Origin of the sequence: Streptomyces sp. NPDC090021, from assembly GCF_044748225.1 — a bacterium.
Classification (GTDB): Bacteria; Actinomycetota; Actinomycetes; order Streptomycetales; family Streptomycetaceae; genus Streptomyces.
Window position 1 is genome coordinate 14,575 of sequence record NZ_JBIVFO010000046.1, and the last position, 20,732, is coordinate 35,306.

At 70.9% G+C, this 20,732-nt stretch carries 16 protein-coding genes; 8 read left to right on the forward strand and 8 right to left on the reverse strand.

The genetic code is table 11. From position 1 onward, the window contains the following. Positions 1-129: 129 nt before the first annotated feature. The 3 genes from ACIPXC_RS29520 to ACIPXC_RS29530 all read left to right on the forward strand — a co-directional run bounded on the left by ACIPXC_RS29520 (position 130) and on the right by ACIPXC_RS29530 (position 4,335). A complete protein-coding gene (locus ACIPXC_RS29520) occupies positions 130-1,017 on the forward strand; it encodes a helix-turn-helix domain-containing protein (RefSeq protein ID WP_401624173.1) in 888 nt (295 codons plus the stop codon). A 1,132-nt stretch (positions 1,018-2,149) separates the two neighbouring features. Further along, positions 2,150-2,584: a hypothetical protein gene (locus ACIPXC_RS29525; RefSeq protein WP_401624175.1), complete on the forward strand. Its 435-nt coding sequence runs from the start codon at positions 2,150-2,152 to the stop codon at positions 2,582-2,584. Between the two features lie 959 nt (positions 2,585-3,543). Next, positions 3,544-4,335 (forward strand): CAP domain-containing protein, encoded by a 792-nt coding sequence (locus ACIPXC_RS29530; protein WP_401624177.1) that lies wholly within the window; start codon positions 3,544-3,546, stop codon positions 4,333-4,335. A gap of 89 nt (positions 4,336-4,424) precedes the next feature. Here ACIPXC_RS29530 and ACIPXC_RS29535 read toward each other — a convergent pair whose 3' ends face one another. Beyond that, entirely contained in the window at positions 4,425-7,442 is a 3,018-nt protein-coding gene (locus ACIPXC_RS29535) for a bifunctional [glutamine synthetase] adenylyltransferase/[glutamine synthetase]-adenylyl-L-tyrosine phosphorylase (RefSeq protein WP_401624178.1), read from the reverse strand. Positions 7,443-7,630: 188 nt separating this feature from the next. On the opposite strand from ACIPXC_RS29535, the gene ACIPXC_RS29540 reads away from it, so the two are divergent. Further along, positions 7,631-10,534, forward strand: a complete 2,904-nt coding sequence (locus ACIPXC_RS29540) for a PIG-L family deacetylase (protein ID WP_401624180.1) — start codon at positions 7,631-7,633, stop codon at positions 10,532-10,534. A gap of 203 nt (positions 10,535-10,737) precedes the next feature. Here the strand turns inward: ACIPXC_RS29540 and ACIPXC_RS29545 are convergent, their stop codons facing one another. Beyond that, positions 10,738-11,748: a quinone oxidoreductase family protein gene (locus ACIPXC_RS29545; protein WP_401624182.1), complete on the reverse strand. Its 1,011-nt coding sequence runs from the start codon at positions 11,746-11,748 to the stop codon at positions 10,738-10,740. Positions 11,749-12,010: 262 nt separating this feature from the next. Between ACIPXC_RS29545 and ACIPXC_RS29550 the strand changes: the two genes are divergently transcribed. After that, positions 12,011-14,071 carry a PIG-L family deacetylase gene (locus ACIPXC_RS29550; protein WP_401624184.1) on the forward strand — a complete coding sequence of 687 codons (2,061 nt, stop codon included), beginning with the start codon at positions 12,011-12,013 and terminating at the stop codon, positions 14,069-14,071. 11 nt (positions 14,072-14,082) lie between these two features. Here the strand turns inward: ACIPXC_RS29550 and ACIPXC_RS29555 are convergent, their stop codons facing one another. From ACIPXC_RS29555 to ACIPXC_RS29565, 3 genes are all read right to left on the reverse strand, one after another. Then, positions 14,083-14,667 carry a histone deacetylase gene (locus tag ACIPXC_RS29555; RefSeq protein ID WP_401624239.1) on the reverse strand — a complete coding sequence of 195 codons (585 nt, stop codon included), beginning with the start codon at positions 14,665-14,667 and terminating at the stop codon, positions 14,083-14,085. 337 nt (positions 14,668-15,004) lie between these two features. Next, on the reverse strand, positions 15,005-15,259 hold the full coding sequence (locus ACIPXC_RS29560) for a hypothetical protein (protein WP_401624186.1): 255 nt from the start codon (positions 15,257-15,259) through the stop codon (positions 15,005-15,007). A gap of 139 nt (positions 15,260-15,398) precedes the next feature. Next, positions 15,399-16,205 (reverse strand): arylamine N-acetyltransferase, encoded by an 807-nt coding sequence (locus ACIPXC_RS29565; RefSeq protein WP_401624188.1) that lies wholly within the window; start codon positions 16,203-16,205, stop codon positions 15,399-15,401. A 105-nt stretch (positions 16,206-16,310) separates the two neighbouring features. Here ACIPXC_RS29565 and ACIPXC_RS29570 point away from each other — a divergent pair, with 105 nt between their 5' ends. The 3 genes from ACIPXC_RS29570 (at position 16,311) to ACIPXC_RS29580 (ending at position 18,192) form a co-directional block, all read left to right on the forward strand. After that, positions 16,311-16,928 (forward strand): hypothetical protein, encoded by a 618-nt coding sequence (locus ACIPXC_RS29570; RefSeq protein WP_401624190.1) that lies wholly within the window; start codon positions 16,311-16,313, stop codon positions 16,926-16,928. A 133-nt stretch (positions 16,929-17,061) separates the two neighbouring features. Further along, a complete protein-coding gene (locus ACIPXC_RS29575) occupies positions 17,062-17,478 on the forward strand; it encodes a hypothetical protein (protein WP_401624192.1) in 417 nt (138 codons plus the stop codon). A gap of 270 nt (positions 17,479-17,748) precedes the next feature. Beyond that, positions 17,749-18,192 (forward strand): hypothetical protein, encoded by a 444-nt coding sequence (locus ACIPXC_RS29580; protein ID WP_401624194.1) that lies wholly within the window; start codon positions 17,749-17,751, stop codon positions 18,190-18,192. 131 nt (positions 18,193-18,323) lie between these two features. On the opposite strand, the gene ACIPXC_RS29585 is transcribed toward ACIPXC_RS29580, so the two are convergent. From ACIPXC_RS29585 to ACIPXC_RS29595, 3 genes are all read right to left on the reverse strand, one after another. Further along, positions 18,324-18,563: a hypothetical protein gene (locus ACIPXC_RS29585; RefSeq protein WP_401624196.1), complete on the reverse strand. Its 240-nt coding sequence runs from the start codon at positions 18,561-18,563 to the stop codon at positions 18,324-18,326. Positions 18,564-18,607: 44 nt separating this feature from the next. After that, a complete protein-coding gene (locus ACIPXC_RS29590) occupies positions 18,608-18,880 on the reverse strand; it encodes a hypothetical protein (RefSeq protein ID WP_401624198.1) in 273 nt (90 codons plus the stop codon). A 363-nt stretch (positions 18,881-19,243) separates the two neighbouring features. Then, the gene (locus ACIPXC_RS29595) at positions 19,244-20,605 is read right to left on the reverse strand and encodes a glutamine synthetase family protein (protein WP_037927233.1); all 1,362 of its coding nucleotides are present in this window, start codon (positions 20,603-20,605) and stop codon (positions 19,244-19,246) included. Between the last annotated feature and the right edge of the window lie 127 nt (positions 20,606-20,732).

Here is a 20,732-nt window from a genome sequence, read left to right on the forward strand (position 1 = left end):
ACTGGGCTGGCACACACGCCAATTCGCCGGGCACTCTGACTCCCGACAACCCCATAAACGCATTCGGCCCCCGGCCGGGACGGCAATCCCGGGCGAGGGCCTGACCACAGCGGAAGCGACACCTTCCCCATGGCTGACCAGCAGCTTAGCGCGCCTGCGCGCGTCCCGTCGGGTATCCGGCACGTCAACCGCGACCACCACCGCGGCTATGTCAAGATCGGCAACCACCTCGCCCAGCACCGCGAGCTGAGCATGGCGGCCATCGGCCTGGCCACACACATCCAGTCGCTCCCGACCGGCACCAAGGTGACCATCAAGGCCCTCGCCGAACGCTTCCCGGAGGGCGAGGTCCGCATCGCCACCGCCCTGCGCGAGCTGGAGCAATACGGCTACCTGGCCCGCTTCCAGGAGCGGCTACCGACGGGGCGCGTCGTGACCTGCACGGTCTCGTACAACAACCCGCCCGCCATGGCCGAGGCCGGCCGCGAACGGCGGGATCCGCCCCGACAGCCCGAGCCGAAGCCGACCCCCCAGCCGGACCCCGACCCGGAGCCCGAGCCCGTACCGGACCCCCACCCGGAGCCCGTACCGGTACCCAAGCCCGAGGCCGAAACCATCCCGTCCGAGGCCGAGTCGGAGGCGCGGGAACTGTTGGCCCGGTTGCGCCTGCGCGATCCGCGGCTACTGCTGTCCGAGCGGGACACCGTACGGCTGGCGCCCGCCGCGGCGGAATGGCTGGAGCGCGGGCTGACCCCGAGCGCCGTCACCGCGGCCCTCACGCGATCCCTTCCGACCGTACCGATCCACTCCCCCGCCGCGCTGCTCGCGCACCGCCTGCGGGAGCTGCTGCCGCCCCGCCTGCCGGATCCCCGGGCACCCCACCCGGCCGGCCCGGACCGCACCGTCCACCCCCTCCGCACGTGCGACGGCTGCGAACGCGCCTTCCGCTCCCCCACGCCCGGCCACTGCGGCACCTGCGCGCCGCCGCCGACGGCCGGGACGGCGGCCGCCGCCTGAGCCGTGCGCTCCGGTGCCCACGCGCTACAGCGGCTCCCCCCGCAGCCACATCCGTAAACGATGCTGTGCGGCCGGCCGCGTCGCCCGCGCGGGAGCGGGCGACGATCGCCGCCAGGTCCCGCCGCCCGCCGGGCGAGGTCCGTGCCGGCGCGCCGCGATGAGACCGACTGATCCCGTGAGTGCTTTGCCGTCGACGGCGCCTGGCGGGGCACAGTGCAGGTCGGTAATCCGTCTGGTGTCCAGCGTCCCCGGTTTCACCGGTACCGCGGGGATAGGTCAAGGATCAGCAGGCACGGGCCACCTCGTCCCATCGGGCTTGGACACTGATCACGAAGGCGCGCCCGCCTGTTGTGCACCCCCATCGGTCACACCCAGACCGGCCGCACATCCCCATAAGCTGCAACCAACCTGCCCGCAGGCAGGAGCGGCACTCCCACCACTGGAAGTCGTCGCCGGCTCCTCCGGATCGCGAGCCCGGCGCAAGAAGCCGTTCCGGCACTCCGGGTTGGGTTTACCCATGACGGATCTCCCAGGTTGGACGGCGGGGGAAAGCGGCCGAAGAAGAGTGCGACCCCCCGGTCTTGGCGGCATTGAACTCGCTTTGGGATTCGTTGAGCCCAGTAGGCGACCAGCTTTCAACTCCCCCTTGACCATGAAGTCTTGAGACACCCCAAGTCTCTTTTCCTGCAACTTGCATTGATACAATCGCCCACTCCCGCCTGATACCCAGACACCGAGACATCCGGGCAGTGGACAAGTGAGGAACTATGGTGCAACTCGCCTGAAACGCCACCGAATTAGCGCCCATCGCCTGGCTCGATTCCCATCAGGTGCGAGCACGAGCCGAGGCCCCGCGCCCGGCACCGCAGGCAGGGGAGGAATCCCCCGCCGTCTTCGACCGCGAGAAGGTGAGGCCGCGGCCTCCTCCCCCCATCCGGAAGCCTTCACGGACAAGGTTCCACAAGCGCTGCACACGGTCGCGCTGGGCTTGATTTTGGCGAGTGTCTCACTTACGCCCATACCAACCTGATGGCCCATCAAGGAATCGGACGCGAAACAACCGGCCCCCTGAACCCGCATGTCCCAGCGGGAAAACTATCACCCTCGGACGATCATGAGAGGAAGGTTGCGAATGAGCGGACTCGGCGGCCTGATACTTGGATTCTTCTTCCTGTTCGTCTCCTGCGGAATCCTTTGGGCCACTCAGTGGATGGCCCGAAGAGTGTTCAACCAGTTTTGCCTCAAGAGGCACGGTGTACGCACCGAGGGGAGATGCCTGGGGTATATGAGCATGCGCGACGGAAGTCACGTCGTCGTGGCATACCAGGGACCTTCGGGCGGGAATCACAAGGTGACCCTGGACTCATGGGAGGGAATGCTGCCGCCGATCGGAGGCCCGGTACCCCTCGTCTGTCTACCCACACGTCCCCACGTAGCCGAGAAATGGCCGATTCAGTTCTTCGGGCTGCGCGCCGCAATCGCATTCGTCTTCGTTCCGATCCTCGGCTGGTTCGGGCTCGGATTCGCGGCCGCTGGCGCACTTCTGATATTCACCACGTTCTTCTGATGCCCAATGTCAAGCGCCGGAGTGTTGTGCCGTCCTCGACCTCGGGGCAGGCAATGAAATCAGGGCTCCCCCGCTCCACCCCGCGCCCTCGCCGCGATCCGGACAGTCCTGATGCAGGGACACCGCATGGTGGAGATTGGTCCGGTCAGCCGTTCGCCGGCTTCGCGAATGACGCGACGTCATGCCCGGTGCGTGGCAGGGGAACCCGGAAAGCAGTACAGGTGCGGCGCTCGCGATCACGTGGACGGCGAGGCCCATGAGAACCGAGCAAGACCGTCGAGCGCATCCACCGACTCACCGGCCGGGGTGTCTTCGACACCACCCGCGTCGGCCTCGCCACGTGAATCAGAGGTGGCCGGGACATCGAGAACCCCCGGCACCACGCCTTCCCCGCGCAGCGCCGCCATCAGCGACTTCCGCAAGGACGGACACATCAACATCTCTCCACGGCCCTCCGCCCCACGGCCGCGACCGCCTCCGGCCCCTACGAAACCTCGACCTCACGCTACAAACCCAGACAAATCCTGGTCGCGCCATGCCCTACTTGCAGCGCGGCCCCCGACGCCACGATCCGACCCCCGGTTGCGTGACATGCGTCACGACAGGAACCCCGGCATCGGAGGGATTCCCGGGCGCGCCAGCTCATCGACATTTCGGCATTTGTCCGTTTTGGATTTGACATTCCCCTCTCCTACGGGAACGGAATGCTCGCTGCCGCAAGACCTGCGCCCTACTTCCCTGGTCACGGGCGCTCCTGAATGCACATCACATGGTTGCGCCAGTGACCAGATCGTGACCATGCACGATCAACGGCCCGTTTCAAGCCGCGTACCGAATCCCCCCTGTGAGCGCGAAACGGAAACTTGCCAGGTCAATGGCGGGCTTCTAAGAATGTCGACCATTCCGACGTCCCGCAGTTCCGGCGCCGGAAGCTTCGCGATCACCGAATGAGGTTACGCATGCAGAAGCATCGGAAGAAGAAGCAGTACCGGAAAATAGTCATCGGCGTCAGCGCTCTCGGAATCGTAGGTGTCCCCACGGCCGCCATGGCCTGCTTCGACACGGGCGGCGACGACAACCGCCGCACACGTACCGTGAGCCACCAGGCGCAGCGCCCCTGGCAGTACCAGCCCTCGGGCAACCCGGACCTCATGGTCCCGGCGGACGTCCCGACGGCGCCGAGCAGCCCCACCGCGCCCGCGCAGCCGGTCGAGGACACCTCCCAGCCGCCGCAGGCCCAGCCCCCGCAGACGCAGGCGCCGCAGCCGTCGCAGCCGCCGCAGGCACAGCCGCAGCCCGCGAAGCCGCCGGTCACCAAGAAGCCGCAGGCGCCCCAGCCGCCGCAGACCGCGCCCGCGCCCGCACCGGCCGCCTCCGGCTCCGTCGCCGCCGTCCTCGCCCTGGTCAACCAGGAGCGTGCCGCCGCCGGATGCCCGGCCGTCACTCTGAACGCGAAGCTCACGAAGGCCGCGCAGGACCACAGCGCGGACATGGCCGCCCACAGCAACATGTCCCACACGGGCTCCGACGGCTCGGACCCGGGCACGCGCATCACCCGCGCCGGCTACGCGTGGCGCACGTACGGCGAGAACGTCGCCTACGGCTACAGCACGCCCGAGAAGGTCATGGAGGGCTGGATGAACAGCCCCGGCCACCGCGAGAACATCCTGAACTGCTCCTTCAAGGAGATCGGCATCGGCCTCGCCCAGCCGAACCACTACTGGACCCAGAACTTCGGCACGGCCCGCTGACCCCCGCGCCACCCCGCAACGGCGGACGGCGGACCCACGTGGGGTCCGCCGTCCGCCGTTCCGTGTCGTCGGCTGCGGGAGAGGGCCGTTCAGCCCCCGTAGAAGAGTTCCTCGACCACCGCGCGGGCGCGGCGCGTGATGCGGCGGTAGTCGTCCAGCAGCTCGCCGACCGTGCCCTCCGCGTAGCCGAGGTAGCGGCCCACGGCCGCCAGTTCGCGGGCCTCGGAGGGGAAGGTGTCCCCGGCGCGGCCCCGTACCAGCATCACCGCGTTGCGGACCCGGGTCGCCAGGACCCAGGCCTCGTCGAGGATCTGCGCCTCGTCGGTCGGGATCAGCCCGGCCGCGTGGGCGGCCGCGAGGGCCTCGCGGGTACGGGTGGTGCGCAGGCCCGGCTCCGCCCAGGCGTGCCGCATCTGGATCAGCTGGACGGTCCACTCGACGTCGCTGAGACCGCCGCGGCCCAGCTTGGTGTGCAGCGTCGGGTCGGCGCCGCGCGGCAGCCGCTCCGACTCCATCCGCGCCTTCAACCGGCGGATCTCGCGCACCGCGTCCTCGCCGAGGCCCTCGGCCGGGTAGCGCAGCGGGTCGATCAGCTCGATGAAGCGGCGGCCGAGCTCCTCCTCGCCCGCCACCGGCTCGGCCCGCAGCAGCGCCTGGCTCTCCCACGTCAGCGACCAGCGCCGGTAGTAGGCGGCGTAGGAGGCCAGGGTGCGCACCAGCGGGCCGGAGCGGCCTTCGGGCCGCAGGTCGGCGTCGATGAGCAGTGGCGGGTCCGCGGTGGGCAGCTGGAGCAGTCGGCGCATCTCGGCGATGACGTTCTGGGCGGCCTTGGCGGCCTCCTGCTCGTCGACGCCCTCGCGGGGTTCGTGGACGAAGAGGACGTCGGCGTCGGATCCGTAGCCGAGTTCGTGGCCGCCGAAGCGGCCGACGCCGATGACGGCGAAGCGGGTGGGCAGGGTGTCGCCGTAGTGCGACTGCACGGCGGCGCGCAGGGCGCCCGCGATGGTCGCGGCGGTGAGGTCGGAGACGGCCCCGCCGACCCGGTCGACCAGGGCTCCGTGGTCCTCCTCGGCCGGGCTGTCCTCCGTACCGTAGGAGCCGATGATGTCGGCGGCCGCGGTGCGGAAGAGCTCACGGCGGCGGACCCCTCGGGCAGCTGCGACGGCCGTCTCCGGGTTCTCGGCGCGGCCGACGGCGGCGAGGACCTCCTGCTGGAGGGCCTCGTGGGTACGGGGCTGCAGCCCCTCGGGGTCGCCGAGCAGGGCCACCGCCTCGGGGGCCCGCATCAGCAGGTCGGGGGCGAGGCGTCCGGCGGACAGCACGCGGGCGAGGTTCTCGGCGGCGGCGCCCTCGTCGCGCAGCAGGCGCAGGTACCAGGGGGTTTTGCCCAGGGCGTCGGAGACCTTGCGGAAGTTCAGCAGGCCTGCGTCCGGGTCGGCGGAGTCGGCGAACCAGCCGAGCATCACCGGCAGCAGGGTGCGCTGGATGGCGGCCTTGCGGGTGACGCCGGAGGCGAGGGCTTCGAGGTGGCGCAGCGCCGCGGCCGGGTCGGCGTACCCGAGGGCTTCGAGGCGCTGGCCGGCGGCGCGCGGGGAGAGCCGGGTCTCGCCCGGGGTGAGCTGGGCGACGGCGTCGAGCAGCGGCCGGTAGAAGAGCTTCTCGTGCAGCCGCCGCACGACGGAGGCGTGCCGACGCCAGGCCTTGTTGAGCTCGGCGACGGGTTCGGTGCGCAGGCCCATGGAGCGGCCCAGACGCCGCAGGTCGTTCTCGCCCTCGGGGACGAGGTGGGTGCGGCGCAGCCGGTAGAGCTGGATGCGGTGCTCCATGGCGCGCAGGAAGCGGTACGCGTCGTGCAGCTGGGCGGCGTCGGCGCGGCCGACGTAGCCGCCGGCGGCGAGGGCGTGGAGGGCGTCGAGGGTGGTGCCGGAGTGCAGGGTGGCGTCGCTGCGGCCGTGGACGAGCTGGAGCAGCTGGACGGCGAACTCGACGTCGCGCAGGCCGCCGGGGCCGAGCTTGAGTTCGCGGTCGACGTGTGCGGCGGGGATGTTGTCGACGACGCGGCGGCGCATCTTCTGGACGTCGGCGACGAAGTTCTCGCGTTCGGCCGCCTGCCAGACCAGGGGTGTTATGGCGTCGACGTACTCGGCGCCCAGGGCCGCGTCGCCGGCGACGGCGCGGGCCTTGAGGAGGGCCTGGAACTCCCAGGTCTTGGCCCAGCGCTGGTAGTAGGCCAGGTGGGAGGCGAGGGTGCGGACGAGGGGTCCGTTGCGGCCCTCGGGCCGGAGGTTGGCGTCGACGGGCCAGATGGTGCCCTCGACGGTGGTCTCGGAGCAGATCCGCATGAGGTGGGAGGCGAGGCGGGTGGCGGCCTGGAGCGCCTTGCCCTCGTCCGTTCCGTCCCCTGCGGCTCCGCCCTGGGGAGACCCCACTGCGGCGTCCCCGACGAAGATGACGTCGACGTCGGAGACGTAGTTGAGCTCGTTGCCGCCGCACTTGCCCATCGCGATGACGGCGAGGCGGCACTGCGCGGCGTCGTCGGGGGCGTCGGCGGAGGCGATCCGCAGGGCCGCGCGGAGGGTGGCGGTGGCGAGGTCGGCGAGCTCGGCGGCGGTCTGGGCCACGTCGGTGGTGCCGCAGACGTCGCGGGCCGCGATGGAGAGCAGGCAGCGGCGGTAGGCGACGCGCAGGGCGACGGGGTCGTGGGCGTCCGCGAGGCCGCGTTCGAACTCGGGGAGTCCGGGGTGCAGGTCGGCGGCCTCGTACGTGACGAGGCCGAGCCAGTCGCGGGGGTGGCGGGCGAGGTGGTCGCCCAGTGCCTCGGAGGCGCCGAGTACGCCGAGGAGGCGGTCGCGCAGGGGTTTGGCGCTGACGAGGGTGTCGAGCAGCCCGGGCAGTTCGCCGTCCGGCTGCGCCTCGGCGAGCCGGACCAGCCCGCGCAGGGCCAGGTCGGGGTCGGCGGTCGCCCCGAGGGCGTCGAGGAGGACCGGATCGGCGCGTACGGCGGCGAGCGCGTCGGTGTCGAGCAGCCGGGCGGCTGCGGAGGGGTCGGTGAACCCGCTGCGGAGCAGCCGGATGAAGGTGCTGCTCCTGCGTCCCGGGACCGTCATCCCGCCGCCTCCCGCGGTTGTCGCTGCCACTGCCCTGGCGTACCTGGGTCGAGCCTAGCCGGAGCAGGCGTTCGACTCACCGGGACGTACCATGGCCTGGATTATCGGATTATCTGAATAATTCTGACCACTTATGGCGTGATGGGGCCGGCGCCCCGCCGACCCGCCGACCTGTCACGAGGAGCCCCATGCCCGACGGACACCCCTACCCCGGCCCCGCCACGGGCGGCCGGGGCGGGGCTCCGGATCCGACGCACGGGCTGGGCGGCGTGCCGTACGGGCAGGGCGGGCAGGGCGGGCAAGGCGGTCAGTACGACGTGCCCTACGGGCAGGGCGGGCTGGGCGGGCAGGGCGTGCAGGCAGGGCTCGGCGGGCAGGCCGGATGGCGTCAGGATCCCGCGCCCCAGCAGTACCACCCGACCCACCTACCTCACCAGCACCAACACCCCAGACCCATAGGTGAGTTTCACCATGCCCCGCAGCCCGGCTGGGACGTCCGGCCCGCCGGAGCCGGGTACTCCGTGCCGCACCAGCCCCAGCAGGGGGCGTATGCCTACGAGCCCCAGCAGCCGCAGCAGTTCCAGCCGCATCCGCATCCGCATCCGCATCCGCATCCGCAGGCCCAACAGCCCCGCGTACCGCAACAGGCTGCACACACCCACGAGGCACAACAGCCCTACCTGCCGCACCAGGCCGCACACGCCCAAGGGTCGCAACAGCCCTACGACTTCCAGCAACACCAGGCCCCGATCCCGGAACCCCGGACCCCGACCGACGCCCACCACACCGCGAAGCCGGCAGCCGAAGCCGAGCCCGAACCGGCGGAGCACCCGCCGCCCACCCGCCGCAGCCGCCGGACCGCAGGGGCAGCGGCCGAGCCCGCACCCACCGCACCTCAGCCCCGCCGCGGGCGCGGCCCCGCACAGCCGACCGGCGGAGCCCGGCCCGGGTCCGGCCCGGCCACGTCCGAGGCCCGCCGGGGGCGCCACCGCCGGGCGGGTCTCGTCAAGGCGGTCGCCTTCTGCGCGGCCACCGCCGCCGCCGGCATGCTCCTGCTCCGGGGCAACGCCGCGCTCGACGGCCTGGACCGCTCCCCCGCGGCCCCCGGCGCCTCCGCGGCGGCCGCCGCGACCGCGCCCGTGGCGGCCGGCTCCGTACCCGACCCGGGCCGCGTCGTCCAGATCATCGCGCACCCCGACGACGACCTGTACTTCATGAACCCGGACCTGCGTTACTCCATATCCGCCGGTCACCCGGTCACCTCCGTGTACCTCACCGCGGGCGAGGCCGACGGCGTCAACGCCGCCCCCGCCAAGGGGGCGACCAGGGCGACCACCGCCCCCGACAAGCCCGCCTACGCCGAGGCCCGCCAGAACGGCATCCGCGCCGCCTACGCCCAGATGGCCACCGGCGACCGCACCAGCGCCTGGAAGCGCACCGTCGTCCCGACCAAGGGCGGCGGCCACGCCGAGGTCGACGTCCTCGTCGCCGAACCCCAGGTCAACCTGGTCTGGCTGCAGCTGCGCGAGGCCGGCCACGGCTACGCCGACGTGCCCGAGAGCCTGCACGGCCTGTGGAACGGCAGGGTCGCCCGCCTGGAGTCGATGCTCTCCTCCGGCACCCCGGTCAAGCAGAGGTTCGCGTACTCGAAGGACCAGGTCGTCCAGACCCTCGTCGGCGTCCTGGAGCAGTACCGGCCGACCACCGTCCGCTTCCAGGACCCGACCCCCGGCCGGTACCCGGACACCAAGCAGTACACCGACCACCAGGACCACTTCTACGGCGCCCGCTTCGTACAGATGGCCACGGCCGCCTACGCGAAGGACGTCAGGGACCGGCCGCACTTCGCGGTGCAGAACTACGTCGGCTACTTCAACGGCTCCCTCCCCAGCGCGCTGGACCCGCAGGAGGCGAAGGAAAAGCTGGACAGCCTCGACACGTACGCCTGGCTCGACCGGCAGAACCACTGCGGCAGCGACGCCGGCTGCGGGGACCTCAAGGTCTCCGGCCGACCGTCCGGCAACCGCTGGACGGACACCGTCAACTACGCCCGCGGCACCGGCACCGACTGGCTGACATCCGACAAGGACCACGGCCTGTGGGCCTTCAAGGTGCTCGACGGACAGGTCGCCGTATGGCACCGGCCCGGCCCCGTCGGCCCCTGGCGGGGCCCGGACCTGCTGCCCGGCACCGGCATGGACCCGGGCGTCACCGCCGTGACGCTGAAGGACGGCCGGATCGCGGTCTTCGGCACCCGGACCTCCTTCGGGGCCCGGCCCGCCGACTACCGGCGCGAGGTCGTCCACACGGTCCAGCGGGCGCCCGGCGCGTACGGGTTCGGGGAGTGGCAGTCGCTCGGCACGCCCGAGACCGCGGACGAGACGTGGACCTCCGACATCAGCGCACCGGCCGTCTCGGTCGACGGCACAGGGCAGTTGGCGGCGTACGTCCGCGACGGCTCGTACAGCCTGCGCGGCCGGTTGCAGGGGCCGGACGGCAGTTGGGGGCCCTGGGAGCAGCACGGCGGTGAGGACCTGCACGGCGCCCCGGTCACCGCGACCGACGGCGCGGGGCGACGCATGGTCCTCGCCGCCACGTCGAAGACGGTCGTCGGCTGGGCGCAGCCGAAGGCGGGCGCCCCGCTGGGCCGGGTCACGGCGACCGGGCTGCCGGACACGACACTGCCGCTGACCGTGGAGGGCCGCGAGGGCGGGGTGCGGCTGTGGTTCCGCAAGCCCGGCTCGGGGAACGTCCGTACGGCCCTGATGACGGCCGACGCCGGGCTGAAGGTCAACAACATGACCGACCTCGGCGGGCTGAACGGCTTCGGCTCGGTGACGGCGAGCGGGCACGTGCTCGCGGGCCGCACGGCGGGCGGGCAACTGGGCGCGGAGGTCGGCCCGGGACGGCCGTGGGGGCGGTCGCCGCTGATGTTCGTCGGGGCGCCCTCCTCGACGATGACCGGCAGGAGCATGGTCAGCCTGGCGGTGGTGGGGCTCGACGCACGGCTGTACGTGACCTCGTCGGCGGACGCCCCGAACGCGTACCTCGCGCCGTGGCAGCCGGTGGGACCGCGCAACGCCGCTCCCTAGGTGTTCTTCCCGGGAGGTTGTGGACGGGTGAGCCGGGTCTCGGCTGAGGCATCTTGAAGGGGTGTGACCCGGATACGCCGGAAACCCGCCAGAACTCGGTCCTGCCCTGCTGAGCGCCTGACGCTGTCGGGGATCTTGGCGATAACGGTCGGCCATGCCGTCGACATCTCAGCCTCCAAAATCCCCGACGGCCTCACCCGCGATCAGCTCTGCGTCTCCTCGCGGCGTCCGACAGCGGCCGCATCGGGTACGAGGAGCAGCTTGCCGGTGGTACGCCGAGCCTCCAGATCGCTGTGGGCCCGGGCGGCCTCGGACAGTGCGTAGCGGCCCGTCACGGTGACGTCGAGCGCCTTGGAACGCACCCACTCGAACACATCGGCGGCCCGTCGGAGCAGTTCGGACCGATCGGCGATGAAGTCCCCGAGGCTGGGCCGGATCAGGGTCAGCGAACCGCCGTGGGCGAGCCGGATCGGGTCGAACGGCGGCACGGCACCACTTGCCGCGCCGAAGAGCACGAGATGGCCGCGGGTTCGCAGGCTGGCGAGGCTCGCGTCGAAGGTGTGCGCGCCGACGCCGTCGAAGACGACCGGCAGTCCCTGACCGCCGCCCAGCCGCCTCACCTCGGCTGCGAGATCGTCGACCGCGGAGGAAAGGATCACCTCGGCGGCCCCGGCGCGCTTCGCCAGCTCGGCCTTCGCCGTGGTCGACGTCGTGCCGATCACCCTGCCGCCGAGATGGGTGATGAGCTGGGTCAGAAGCAGCCCCATGCCACCGGCGGCCGCATGCACGAGCACCGTGTCGCCCCCCTGAACCGGGTAGGCGTCCTTGATGAGATAGTGCGCGGTCATGCCCTGGAGGAGCACGGCGGCGGCTGTCTCGAAGTCGATGTCGTCGGGCAGCGGCACCAGCCGGGAGGAGTCCACGACGGCCCGTTCGGCATACGTGCCGGGAATCTCCACCCAACCGACCCGGTCCCCGACCGCGACGTCGGCGACGCCGGGTCCGACTTCGACGACCGTGCCGGCGCCCTCGGCGCCCGGGGTGAAGGGCAGCGGGAGGCTGTACCGGCCTTCGCGGTGGTAGACGTCGAGGAAGTTGACCCCGGACGCGGCGACCTCCACGACCGCCTCGCCCGGACCCGGCCGCGGCTGGTCCACCTCGGCCTCCTGCAGCACCTCGGGACCGCCCACTTCGTACACCTGAATCGCTCGCATGACCCTCCGATCAACAGCTTGTCCCCCACCAACCCCGTTGACGGCGATCCGATTCCCGGCCGGCAGACCAGCCCGCCGCTTCAGCACCGCCACCCTCCGGAACGGACGAACAGCCTCCGCCTTGGCGGGACTTACCCGCCTCGTCCCCGGCTTTCCGCACAACAGGAGTCATCGGCCGTCCGGGTGAACCAAGTTCGCCGATTCGGCCTCTCTCTGACTGCTCAGTCATTTCTCCTGCCGGAACGAACCCGAGGCGTGCCCGATGCCGTTGACCCGTCGCCGCTTCGCGGCCCTGCTCACCGTGCTGACAGCCGGCACCACCGGCGTGCTCTCCGTGGCCTCCGGCCGGCAGACCTCCGCCGGGGCCGCCCAGGCGAAGCCCCCGACGGTCGTCGTCCCGGCGAGCGTCACCGCCGGTTCCGTCGTCCAGGTGGTCGCACACCCCGACGACGACCTGTTCTTCATGAACCCCGACCTCAGCCGATCGCTCCGCTCCGGCACCCAGGTCACCACCGCCTACCTCACCTCGGGCGAGTCCGACGGCCGCAACGAGGCGCACGGCGACGCCGCCCGGGACCCCGAACAGCCCGCCGACCGCGCCCACTACGCGGAGGCCCGGCAGAACGGCATCCGCGCCGCCTACGCCCAGATGGCCACCGGCGACCGCACCAGCGCGTGGCGGCGTACGGTCGTGCCCACCGCCGGCGGGGGCCGCGCCGAGGTCGACGTACTCATGGCCGACCCCCGGATCAACCTGGTCTGGCTGATGCTGCGCGAGGCCCGCAGCACCGGCGGGGACACCCCCGAGAGCCTGCGCGGCCTGTGGAACGGCCGGATACCCGCGCTGGAGTCCCAGCTGACCTCCGGGACCCCGGTCAAGCAGGGCTTCACGTACACGAAGGACCAGCTCATACGGGCGATAGCCGGGGTCCTGGAGCACTACCGGCCCACGACGATACGGATGCAGGACCCGACCCCCGGCCGGTACGGGGACAACGGCCGCTACACCGACCACCAGGACCACATGTACGGCGCCCGCTTCGTGCAGGCCGCCACCACCGCCTACGCCGAACAGATCCAGCGCCGCCCGCACTTCTCGGTCCAGAGCTACCTCGGCTACCACAACAGCACGCTCCCGCACTCGCTGGACCCGCAGACGGCCGAGACGAAGACCGACTACCTGCGGACCTACGCCTGGCAGGACCACCAGGACCACTGCGGAAGCCCCTCCGGCTGCGGCGACCGCAAGGTCGCGGGCAACCCGACCGGGCGCAACTGGGCCCAGTCGCTGCGCTACACCCGCGCCGACCACACGTCCTGGCTGACGGAGGGGACGCCGGGCCGCCTCTACGCCTTCACGGTGCTCGACGGCCGCATGGCGTACTGGAAGCGCGACTCCGGCGGCGTCTGGGAGAAGCCGGTCTTCCTCTCGGGCACGGGCATCGACCCCGGGGCGACCACGGCCCGGCTGCCCGACGGCCGCGTCGCCGTCCTCGCGACCCGCACCGTCCTCGGTCCCGGCCCCTCGGACTACCGCCGCGAGGTCGTCCACGCCGTCCAGAGCGCCCCGGACGGGGCGTTCGGCGCGTGGCAGTCGCTCGGCACACCCGAGAAGGGCGACGACGACGGCACGTCTGCGATCAGCGCACCCGCGGCCGCGGTGGACGCGCGCGGGCTCCTCACGGTCTACCTCCGCGACTCCCGCCGTACCCTGCGCGCCGTCGTCCAGCAGCCGGACGGCGGCTTCTCGCCCTGGCAGCGCCTCGGCGGCGAGGACCTGCAGAGCGACCCCGTCACGGCGGTCGACGCCGCCGGGCGGCGGCACGTGTACGCGACGACCACGACCTCGGTGCTGGCCTGGACCCAGGCGGGCCCGGACGGCCCGCTGCGCGGCCCCTCGCCCACGGGCCTGCCGGCCACGACGGTCCCCCTGACGGCCTCCCCGGACGGCACGGGCGTGCGCCTGTACTTCCGCCGGCCCGACTCGGGCGTGGTGCGCACGGCGGTGGTCACGGCGGGATCCGCGACCAGGCCCCAGGTCTCCAGCGTCACGGAGGCGGGCGGCCGGGCCGGCTACGGCGCCGTCGGCGCTGCGGGCCGCCACGTGGCGGGCCGCGCGGACAGCGGCACGGTCAGCACCTCGGGTCTCGGCGGCCCGCCGGCCTGGGCGGAGTCCCGCATGCTCTTCGCGGGCGCCCCCGCCGCCGTCGTGGAACCCGACGGCACGACGACCACGACGGTCCTCGGCCTGGACGCCGAACTCCACACCTTCACCACCCCGACCACCCCCACCCGCCCCACCTGGCACCGCGCAGTGCGCTGACCTCCACCTGCCTAGGGGGCGGCGGTCAGGAGCGCGTGGATGCGGTCGGGAGTCCAGGGGCCGGCGGCGCCGGGGCAGGTGGACAGGTACTCGGCGACGTCCTGTTGCGTCCAGGGGCCGGACTCCAGGAGGCCGGCCGCCAGGTGGCGCAGGTACGCGGCGGACGGGGTGCGCAGTTCCACGTCCCGCAGGGTCCAGGGTGCGGTGACGGTCAGCACGGGGATGCCGTCGATCGTGCCCGGGCAGACGAGGGTCTCGTACCGTCCCGGGCCGAGGGCGTGGCGGCCGTCGCGCAGGACGTGCGCGAGGTCGAGGTCCGCTCCCGGTTCCCGGCCCATCTCCTGCGCGGCGATGTCGGACAGCTGGCCCGCGGTCACCAGGTGCGCCCGCCCGCGGGTCCGGCCGGGGGCGGTGGGGTCGTAGTAGCCCCGCCCGCCGGTCCACACCAGGGACTCGGTGGCGAAGTACAGCCGGCCGTCGAGCTCGACCGGGACCGAACGCTCGGGCGCCCGCCGGTCGCGGCAGCCCGGGTGGGTGTGCGTCGCCCCCGGCGGGGCACCGCCGGCGATGTAGGCGGTGAGGCGGTCCATGCGCATGTTGGAGCCGTAGGAGGCGTACCAGACGCGCTCGGGGGCGGGGATCGTCCGGGTGAGCGGACGAACGGCGTGTACGGCGGCTACGGCGGCCACGGCGGCTACGGCCGTGCACGGGTCCTCGGGGCTTCGGGTGAGGGCATCCATTGGTCCGCGTCTGCGCGCGATCGGCCGGTCTCATGCGAGCCGCTCGGTAAAGTTCTGCCCAAGACCGGCGGCCGGAGGCCCACCCGGGCCGGAGGCCCACCCGGGCCGGAGGCCCACCCGGGCCGGGGCCGGGAACGCCGCAGGGGCGGCCGACGTCGGTGTCGGTCCGCCCCCACGGCGCGAGCCGTCCGGGTCAGGCGCCCAGGTGGTGACCCTTCGCCCACTCCAGCTCGCCGTCCGCGATGCAGTTCGAGGTGTAGACCGGGCCCGTGAAGGCCGGCTTGCTGGCGGGCACCGCGGCGAGCGAGGAGCAGTTCGACGAGTAGCCCGCGCGACCGCCGGAGAAGTAGTCGATGTCGACCCCGTCGTTGGCCAGGGCGGCACCGGCCCCGCCCAGCAGGATGCCGGCGGCCAGGACGGACGCGGTGACAGCAGAACGAATACGCATGACTCCCCTAAGGATCTGTGGAACGTCGACGCGCGATCGATGTGCGCGTCGGCCGGTCCAACAGCGCGAGGGCACCGCCGGGAACGGCAGTTCACTCCAATGCCCGCGGCCGTATCGTTTCGACACTTCACGCCCCCCTTCACGCCCCCTGGGGCCGGGGGTGGAGGGCCACGGGCAGCCGGTCGAGCACCATGCCGAACTCCGCGCTGTAGGCCGCCCGCACTTCCTCGTCGGTCGCCAGCTCCTTCTCCGTACGGGCGCCCTCCGCCGAGGTGGCGATGAGGGTGTGATCGCGCAGGGTGATCCGGCCGCCGTCCTCGGTGATCCGGGAGCAGACCGGGCCCCTGGTGAAGCCGGACTCCGGGCTGGTGCGGTGCCACCAGGCGCCGGTCCGGAAGTCGGCGAGCACCCGGGGCCGGGTCTCCAGCCGGTACGCCGGCACGCCGTCGCGCAGTACGTCGAGGTCGCCCTCCGCACCGTCTGCGGCCGCCCTGACCAGGAACACCCCACCGGGATCCTTCTGCTCGCCGGGCTCGTCCAGGTCGAGCGGGTACGCACTGTGCTCGCCGAAGCCCACATCGGCGAGCCAGCGCCCGTCGACGCGCAGCGCGAGGTGGTCGTACGGGATCCCCACCTCGCCTGCCTTGCCGTACACCCGTGCCTGGAGGAGCTCCACCCGGTACCCGAGGGCGCCCAGCAACTCGGCGAACGCTCCGTTCAGTTCGTAGCAGATGCCACCGCGCCCGGCAGTCACGATCTTGCCGAAGAGGGCGTCGCGGGTGAGCACGATCTCCTCGCCGAGGTGGATCGCGAGGTTCTCGAACGGCACGGCCTTCAGGTGCCGCAGATGCAGCTCGCGCAACGAGGCCCCGCCGGCCTCCTCGGGCCGCACCGCCCCCAGGCGGCGCAGGTAGGCATCGGTACGGGCGTCGTCGAGAGGATCCATCCCCCCACTCTCCCCACCCGCCGCCTTGGACGCCATACGCCGTTGGACCTGGTCCCGCCCGAATCAACGATCATGAACTCTGTCGACTTACGGAGGGATGGGGCCATGGGGAACCTGGAGATGAGCACCGGCGACATGCGGGACGTGATCCGGCTGCTGACGGCGGTGGAGCGGACGACCGAACAGGACCGTGTCCTCGCCATCGCCCGGGAACGGTGCGCGCGAACCGACGCCCGCTTCGAGGACCACGGCATCACGCTGGACGTGCCGGTCGTCCAGGCCCTGGAGGAACTGCTGGCCGGCAGTCCCACCGCGGACATGGAGCCCGGCTACCGGTACGCCTTCCAGGCGCTGGTGGCGGTGAACTTCTCCGACACCTACGACCTCGGCCACTGGCGGCGGCCCTCGTGGTTCCACACCGTCGACGAGGAGATGACCGACCACGGGGTCCCGGCCGACCTGGCGCCCGCCGCGCTGCTCTTCGCGGGCCCGCCGATCCGGCTCCCGCACCCGGGCGACGCCCTTCCGTCCATGGGCACCTTCCCGGCCTCCCGGGCCGCCGAACTGGTCCGGGCGTACGAGGCGGTCCTGGACCGGCTCGACCCCGAGGTCCGCGAGACGGCGGAGGTGCTGCTGCAACCCATGCGGTTCGAGGCCGAGGAGTGGGAGCGAACGAAGCGGGCGGGCCGGACCGAGGACACCATCTTCTTCTGGCTCCACTGACCGCCGGCCCCCGGGCCGCCCCACCGCCACCCACCGGCCCGAAACCTCCGCCCACGCCGCGGTCACAGCACCGGCAGGAACCTGCTCGGCTCTGCTCTTCTAAGCCGGTCACGTCTCGCGTCATACTGCCCCCATGCCAGTTGCCGCGCGTACCCATTCCCAGACCCACCAGGCCGGGCGCCATCTCGCTGTCGCTGAGGCACTCTTGCGGGGCATACCAGCCAAGCTGAAGGGGGCGCAGACCTATATCGAGGTCGGCGAGCACGTTGCTCAGGTGATGGTGGCGGCCAAAGGCGCGTGGATGATCGCGGACATCGATAAGTTCGCAGCCCTCACGTGCAGTCGAGTCATCCTCGTCCAGCTCACGGTGGAGGGTCCCCACTTCTACGTCGCGGACGGCAACGAGCTCCGCGCTGAAGTACTCGCCCGCCACATGCAATTCTTGGAGCAGGTTGGGGGCGTGCGGCCCCGAAACCCTGACTCAAAGAACACAGTCATAAAGCCGGAGCATGTGGACAGCTGGCGCGATCAGTGGGGACTCTTGAGCTGACGGACCACTCCCGCGGCGGTCTCTGCGGCTATCAGCCGAGTTCAGCCGTAGAGCGGCTGGACTCGGCCTGAGCGTGCCATCGACGACGATCCGGGTACGCCAGGATCCGTCTGCACACGCCTCCGGAGACCGTCGGGACCGTCCGCGAACAGGCCGCACCCCTCCTGTGGCGAGAAATTCATTCCCATGACCCTCAGCCCTTGCGGACGCACCTCGGACACGGCGATCCCGGCTCCACGCTCTTGCGGAGTTCGAAGGACCGACGGCAGCGTGAAGCCCATGCACTTGGGTGACTGCAACGGTGACGCGAACCCGCCGAACGGAATCGTGTACCAGAGCTACATGCCGGACCTGTACGTCTACGTCGATGGCAAGATGACTGACAACCTCGGGCGTCCGTCCAGCTCGCGTGTTCAAGCGGGCAGCTGGGTAAACTTCTCCAACATTCCCGGAGTAAACAGCGACAAGGGTAACGCCTACGGCAAGTGCGACGTCACCATTCGCAGAAACGGCGGAAATCCGTGGAATGTGGGTATTCCACTGGGACCAACCGACCGCGTTCTTCACGGAGACGTACACCCCGTAAACCGCCGGAGCGGATGCAACCACGTACTCACCGGCGCGCCCGGCTCGTTTCAGCTCAATATCTGCCAGATGGCGGGCCGGCCACCGCGTTACGACTCCCGTCGCAGCCTTCAGGAATTACTCACCTGAAGAAGGCAACGAAAATGAAGAACACCCCTAGCGGGACCCAAAAACCACTCACGATGCGCAATGTTTTCGGGGTTGCGGTTCCGACAGTCGGGTTTGTTCGCGCGAAGATCCGGAAGGCATGTTCGGCGGCATCACAGACATTCGTCACCAAGAGCAGCCCGACCATGAAGAAAATAACCCCAATCAATCCGAAGAACACTGGTGTCGGTCTCCTCGAAGGCCTGGATGTACTTCTTGATCTGTTCGGCCCAGCTTGTTGCGGCCTTGTTGTACGACGCCAGCAGGGCCTGACCATCGGGGTCGTGAATAAAAGCCCTGCGCTCGACGTCGGTCAGGTCGGGCCGGACGTTCCCCTCGTCGTCGACGGTCATCTTGTCCTTGCGGGCGTCCGCGACCAGCGACTCAAGCGCCTTCTTCAGCTCCGTGAACTGCTGGTGGGCGTCGCGGAGCAGGTCGGCGATGCTTTGGCCCCCGTCTGGGCGGCCGCGTACTCGTACTGTGTGCCGGCGAAGTTCACGTACGCGGCTCCGAATGCCTCGCCGCGCCAGTTCGGCTTTAGTCCTCGTACCGTGGCTGCGTAGTTCGACTCGGCCTTCTTGAACTCGCCGGCCATGTCGTCCCATGCCTTCGCGGCGGCCGTGAGCTTGCCGTAATCGGTCTCCATGACCTTCTTGTAGGTCAGCGCCATGGCTGATGCCTCCTCTCGACCTTACGTGTTGTTTAGCCCGGAGGGATTGAGCAGTGGGGGGCTTGACCCTGAATTCTGGAAACGGGTTATGCGGGGCTGCAGTGTCCGAGGCGGGACATCGCCGCCGGCCTCCGGCATGCCTCCTACGAGCCCTTCACACGCCCGCTCGACCTCCTGGGCATCGCCTGACCAGCGGACTCACAAGATCAAGAAACTTTGCAACACCCCTGGGTCTACCGGGCCGCCGGTCCGGCGGCTGACGGCCCACAGATGGCCCAGGGCCAGTGAGACACCTTCGGGCCGGTGGTCGATGACCACCGGCCCGGAGTGTCGCGCGTGACCCGCAGGGGCTTTGACCTGCGGTTACAGGACCGGCAGGTTCTTGCGGAGTTCGAAGGCGGAGACCTCCGAGCGGTACTCCTCCCACTCCTGCTTCTTGTTGCGCAGGAAGAAGTCGAAGACGTGCTCGCCGAGGGTTTCGGCGACCAGCTCGCTGCGTTCCATCAGGGAGATGGCCTCGCCGAGGTTCTGCGGGAGGGGCTCGATGCCCATCGCGCGGCGTTCGGCGTCGGAGAGGGCCCAGACGTCGTCGTCGGCGCCCGCCGGGAGTTCGTAGCCCTCCTCGATGCCCTTCAGGCCGGCCGCCAGGAGGACGGCGTACGTGAGGTACGGGTTGGCGCCCGAGTCGATCGAGCGGACCTCGATGCGGGAGGAGCCCATCTTGCCCGGCTTGTACATCGGGACGCGGATCAGCGCCGAGCGGTTGTTGTGGCCCCAGCAGATGTACGAGGGGGCCTCGCCGCCCGCGCCCGCGCTGCGGGAGGAGCCGCCCCAGATGCGCTTGTAGGAGTTGACCCACTGGTTCGTGACCGCCGCCGTCTCCGCCGCGTGGCGCAGCAGGCCCGCGATGAAGGAGCGGCCGACCTTCGAGAGCTGGTACTCGGCACCCGACTCGTAGAAGGCGTTGCGGTCGCCCTCGAAGAGGGAGAGGTGGGTGTGCATGCCCGAGCCCGGGTACTCCGAGAAGGGCTTCGGCATGAAGGTGGCCTGGACGCCCTGTTCGAGGGCGACCTGCTTCATGACGAGGCGGAAGGTCATGATGTTGTCGGCCGTGGAGAGGGCGTCGGCGTAGCGGAGGTCGATCTCCTGCTGGCCGGGGGCGCCCTCGTGGTGGCTGAACTCCACCGAGATGCCCATCGATTCGAGCATGGTGATCGCCTGGCGGCGGAAGTCCATGCCCACGTTCTGCGGGGTGTGGTCGAAGTAGCCGGAGTTGTCGGCCGGGACCGGGCGGGTGCCGTCCAGCGGCTTGTCCTTCAGCAGGAAGAACTCGATCTCCGGGTGGGTGTAGAAGGTGAAGCCCAGGTCGGAGGTCTTGGCGAGGATGCGCTTGAGGACGTAGCGCGGGTCCGCGAAGGACGGGGAGCCGTCCGGCATGAGGATGTCGCAGAACATCCGGGCGGTCCCGGGGGCCTCGGCGCGCCACGGCAGTATCTGGAACGTGCCCGGGTCCGGCTTGGCGATCATGTCGGACTCGTAGACCCGTGCGAAGCCCTCGATGGCGGAGCCGTCGAAGCCGATGCCCTCGTCGAAGGCCTGCTCCAGCTCCGCGGGGGCGACCGCGACGGACTTCAGGAAGCCCAGTACGTCGGTGAACCACAGGCGCACGAAGCGGATGTCGCGCTCCTCAAGCGTCCGGAGGACGAATTCCTGCTGCTTGTCCATGCCTTCATCCTCGCAGTTCAGACGGCCTGTGCACCACCGCCTGACCGGTCGCGGCGCACTCGGGCCGGCTCAGTATCGCCAGTGGTGGTTTCCGCCACATTACGCACCCGAGAAAGGTCGCGGCACC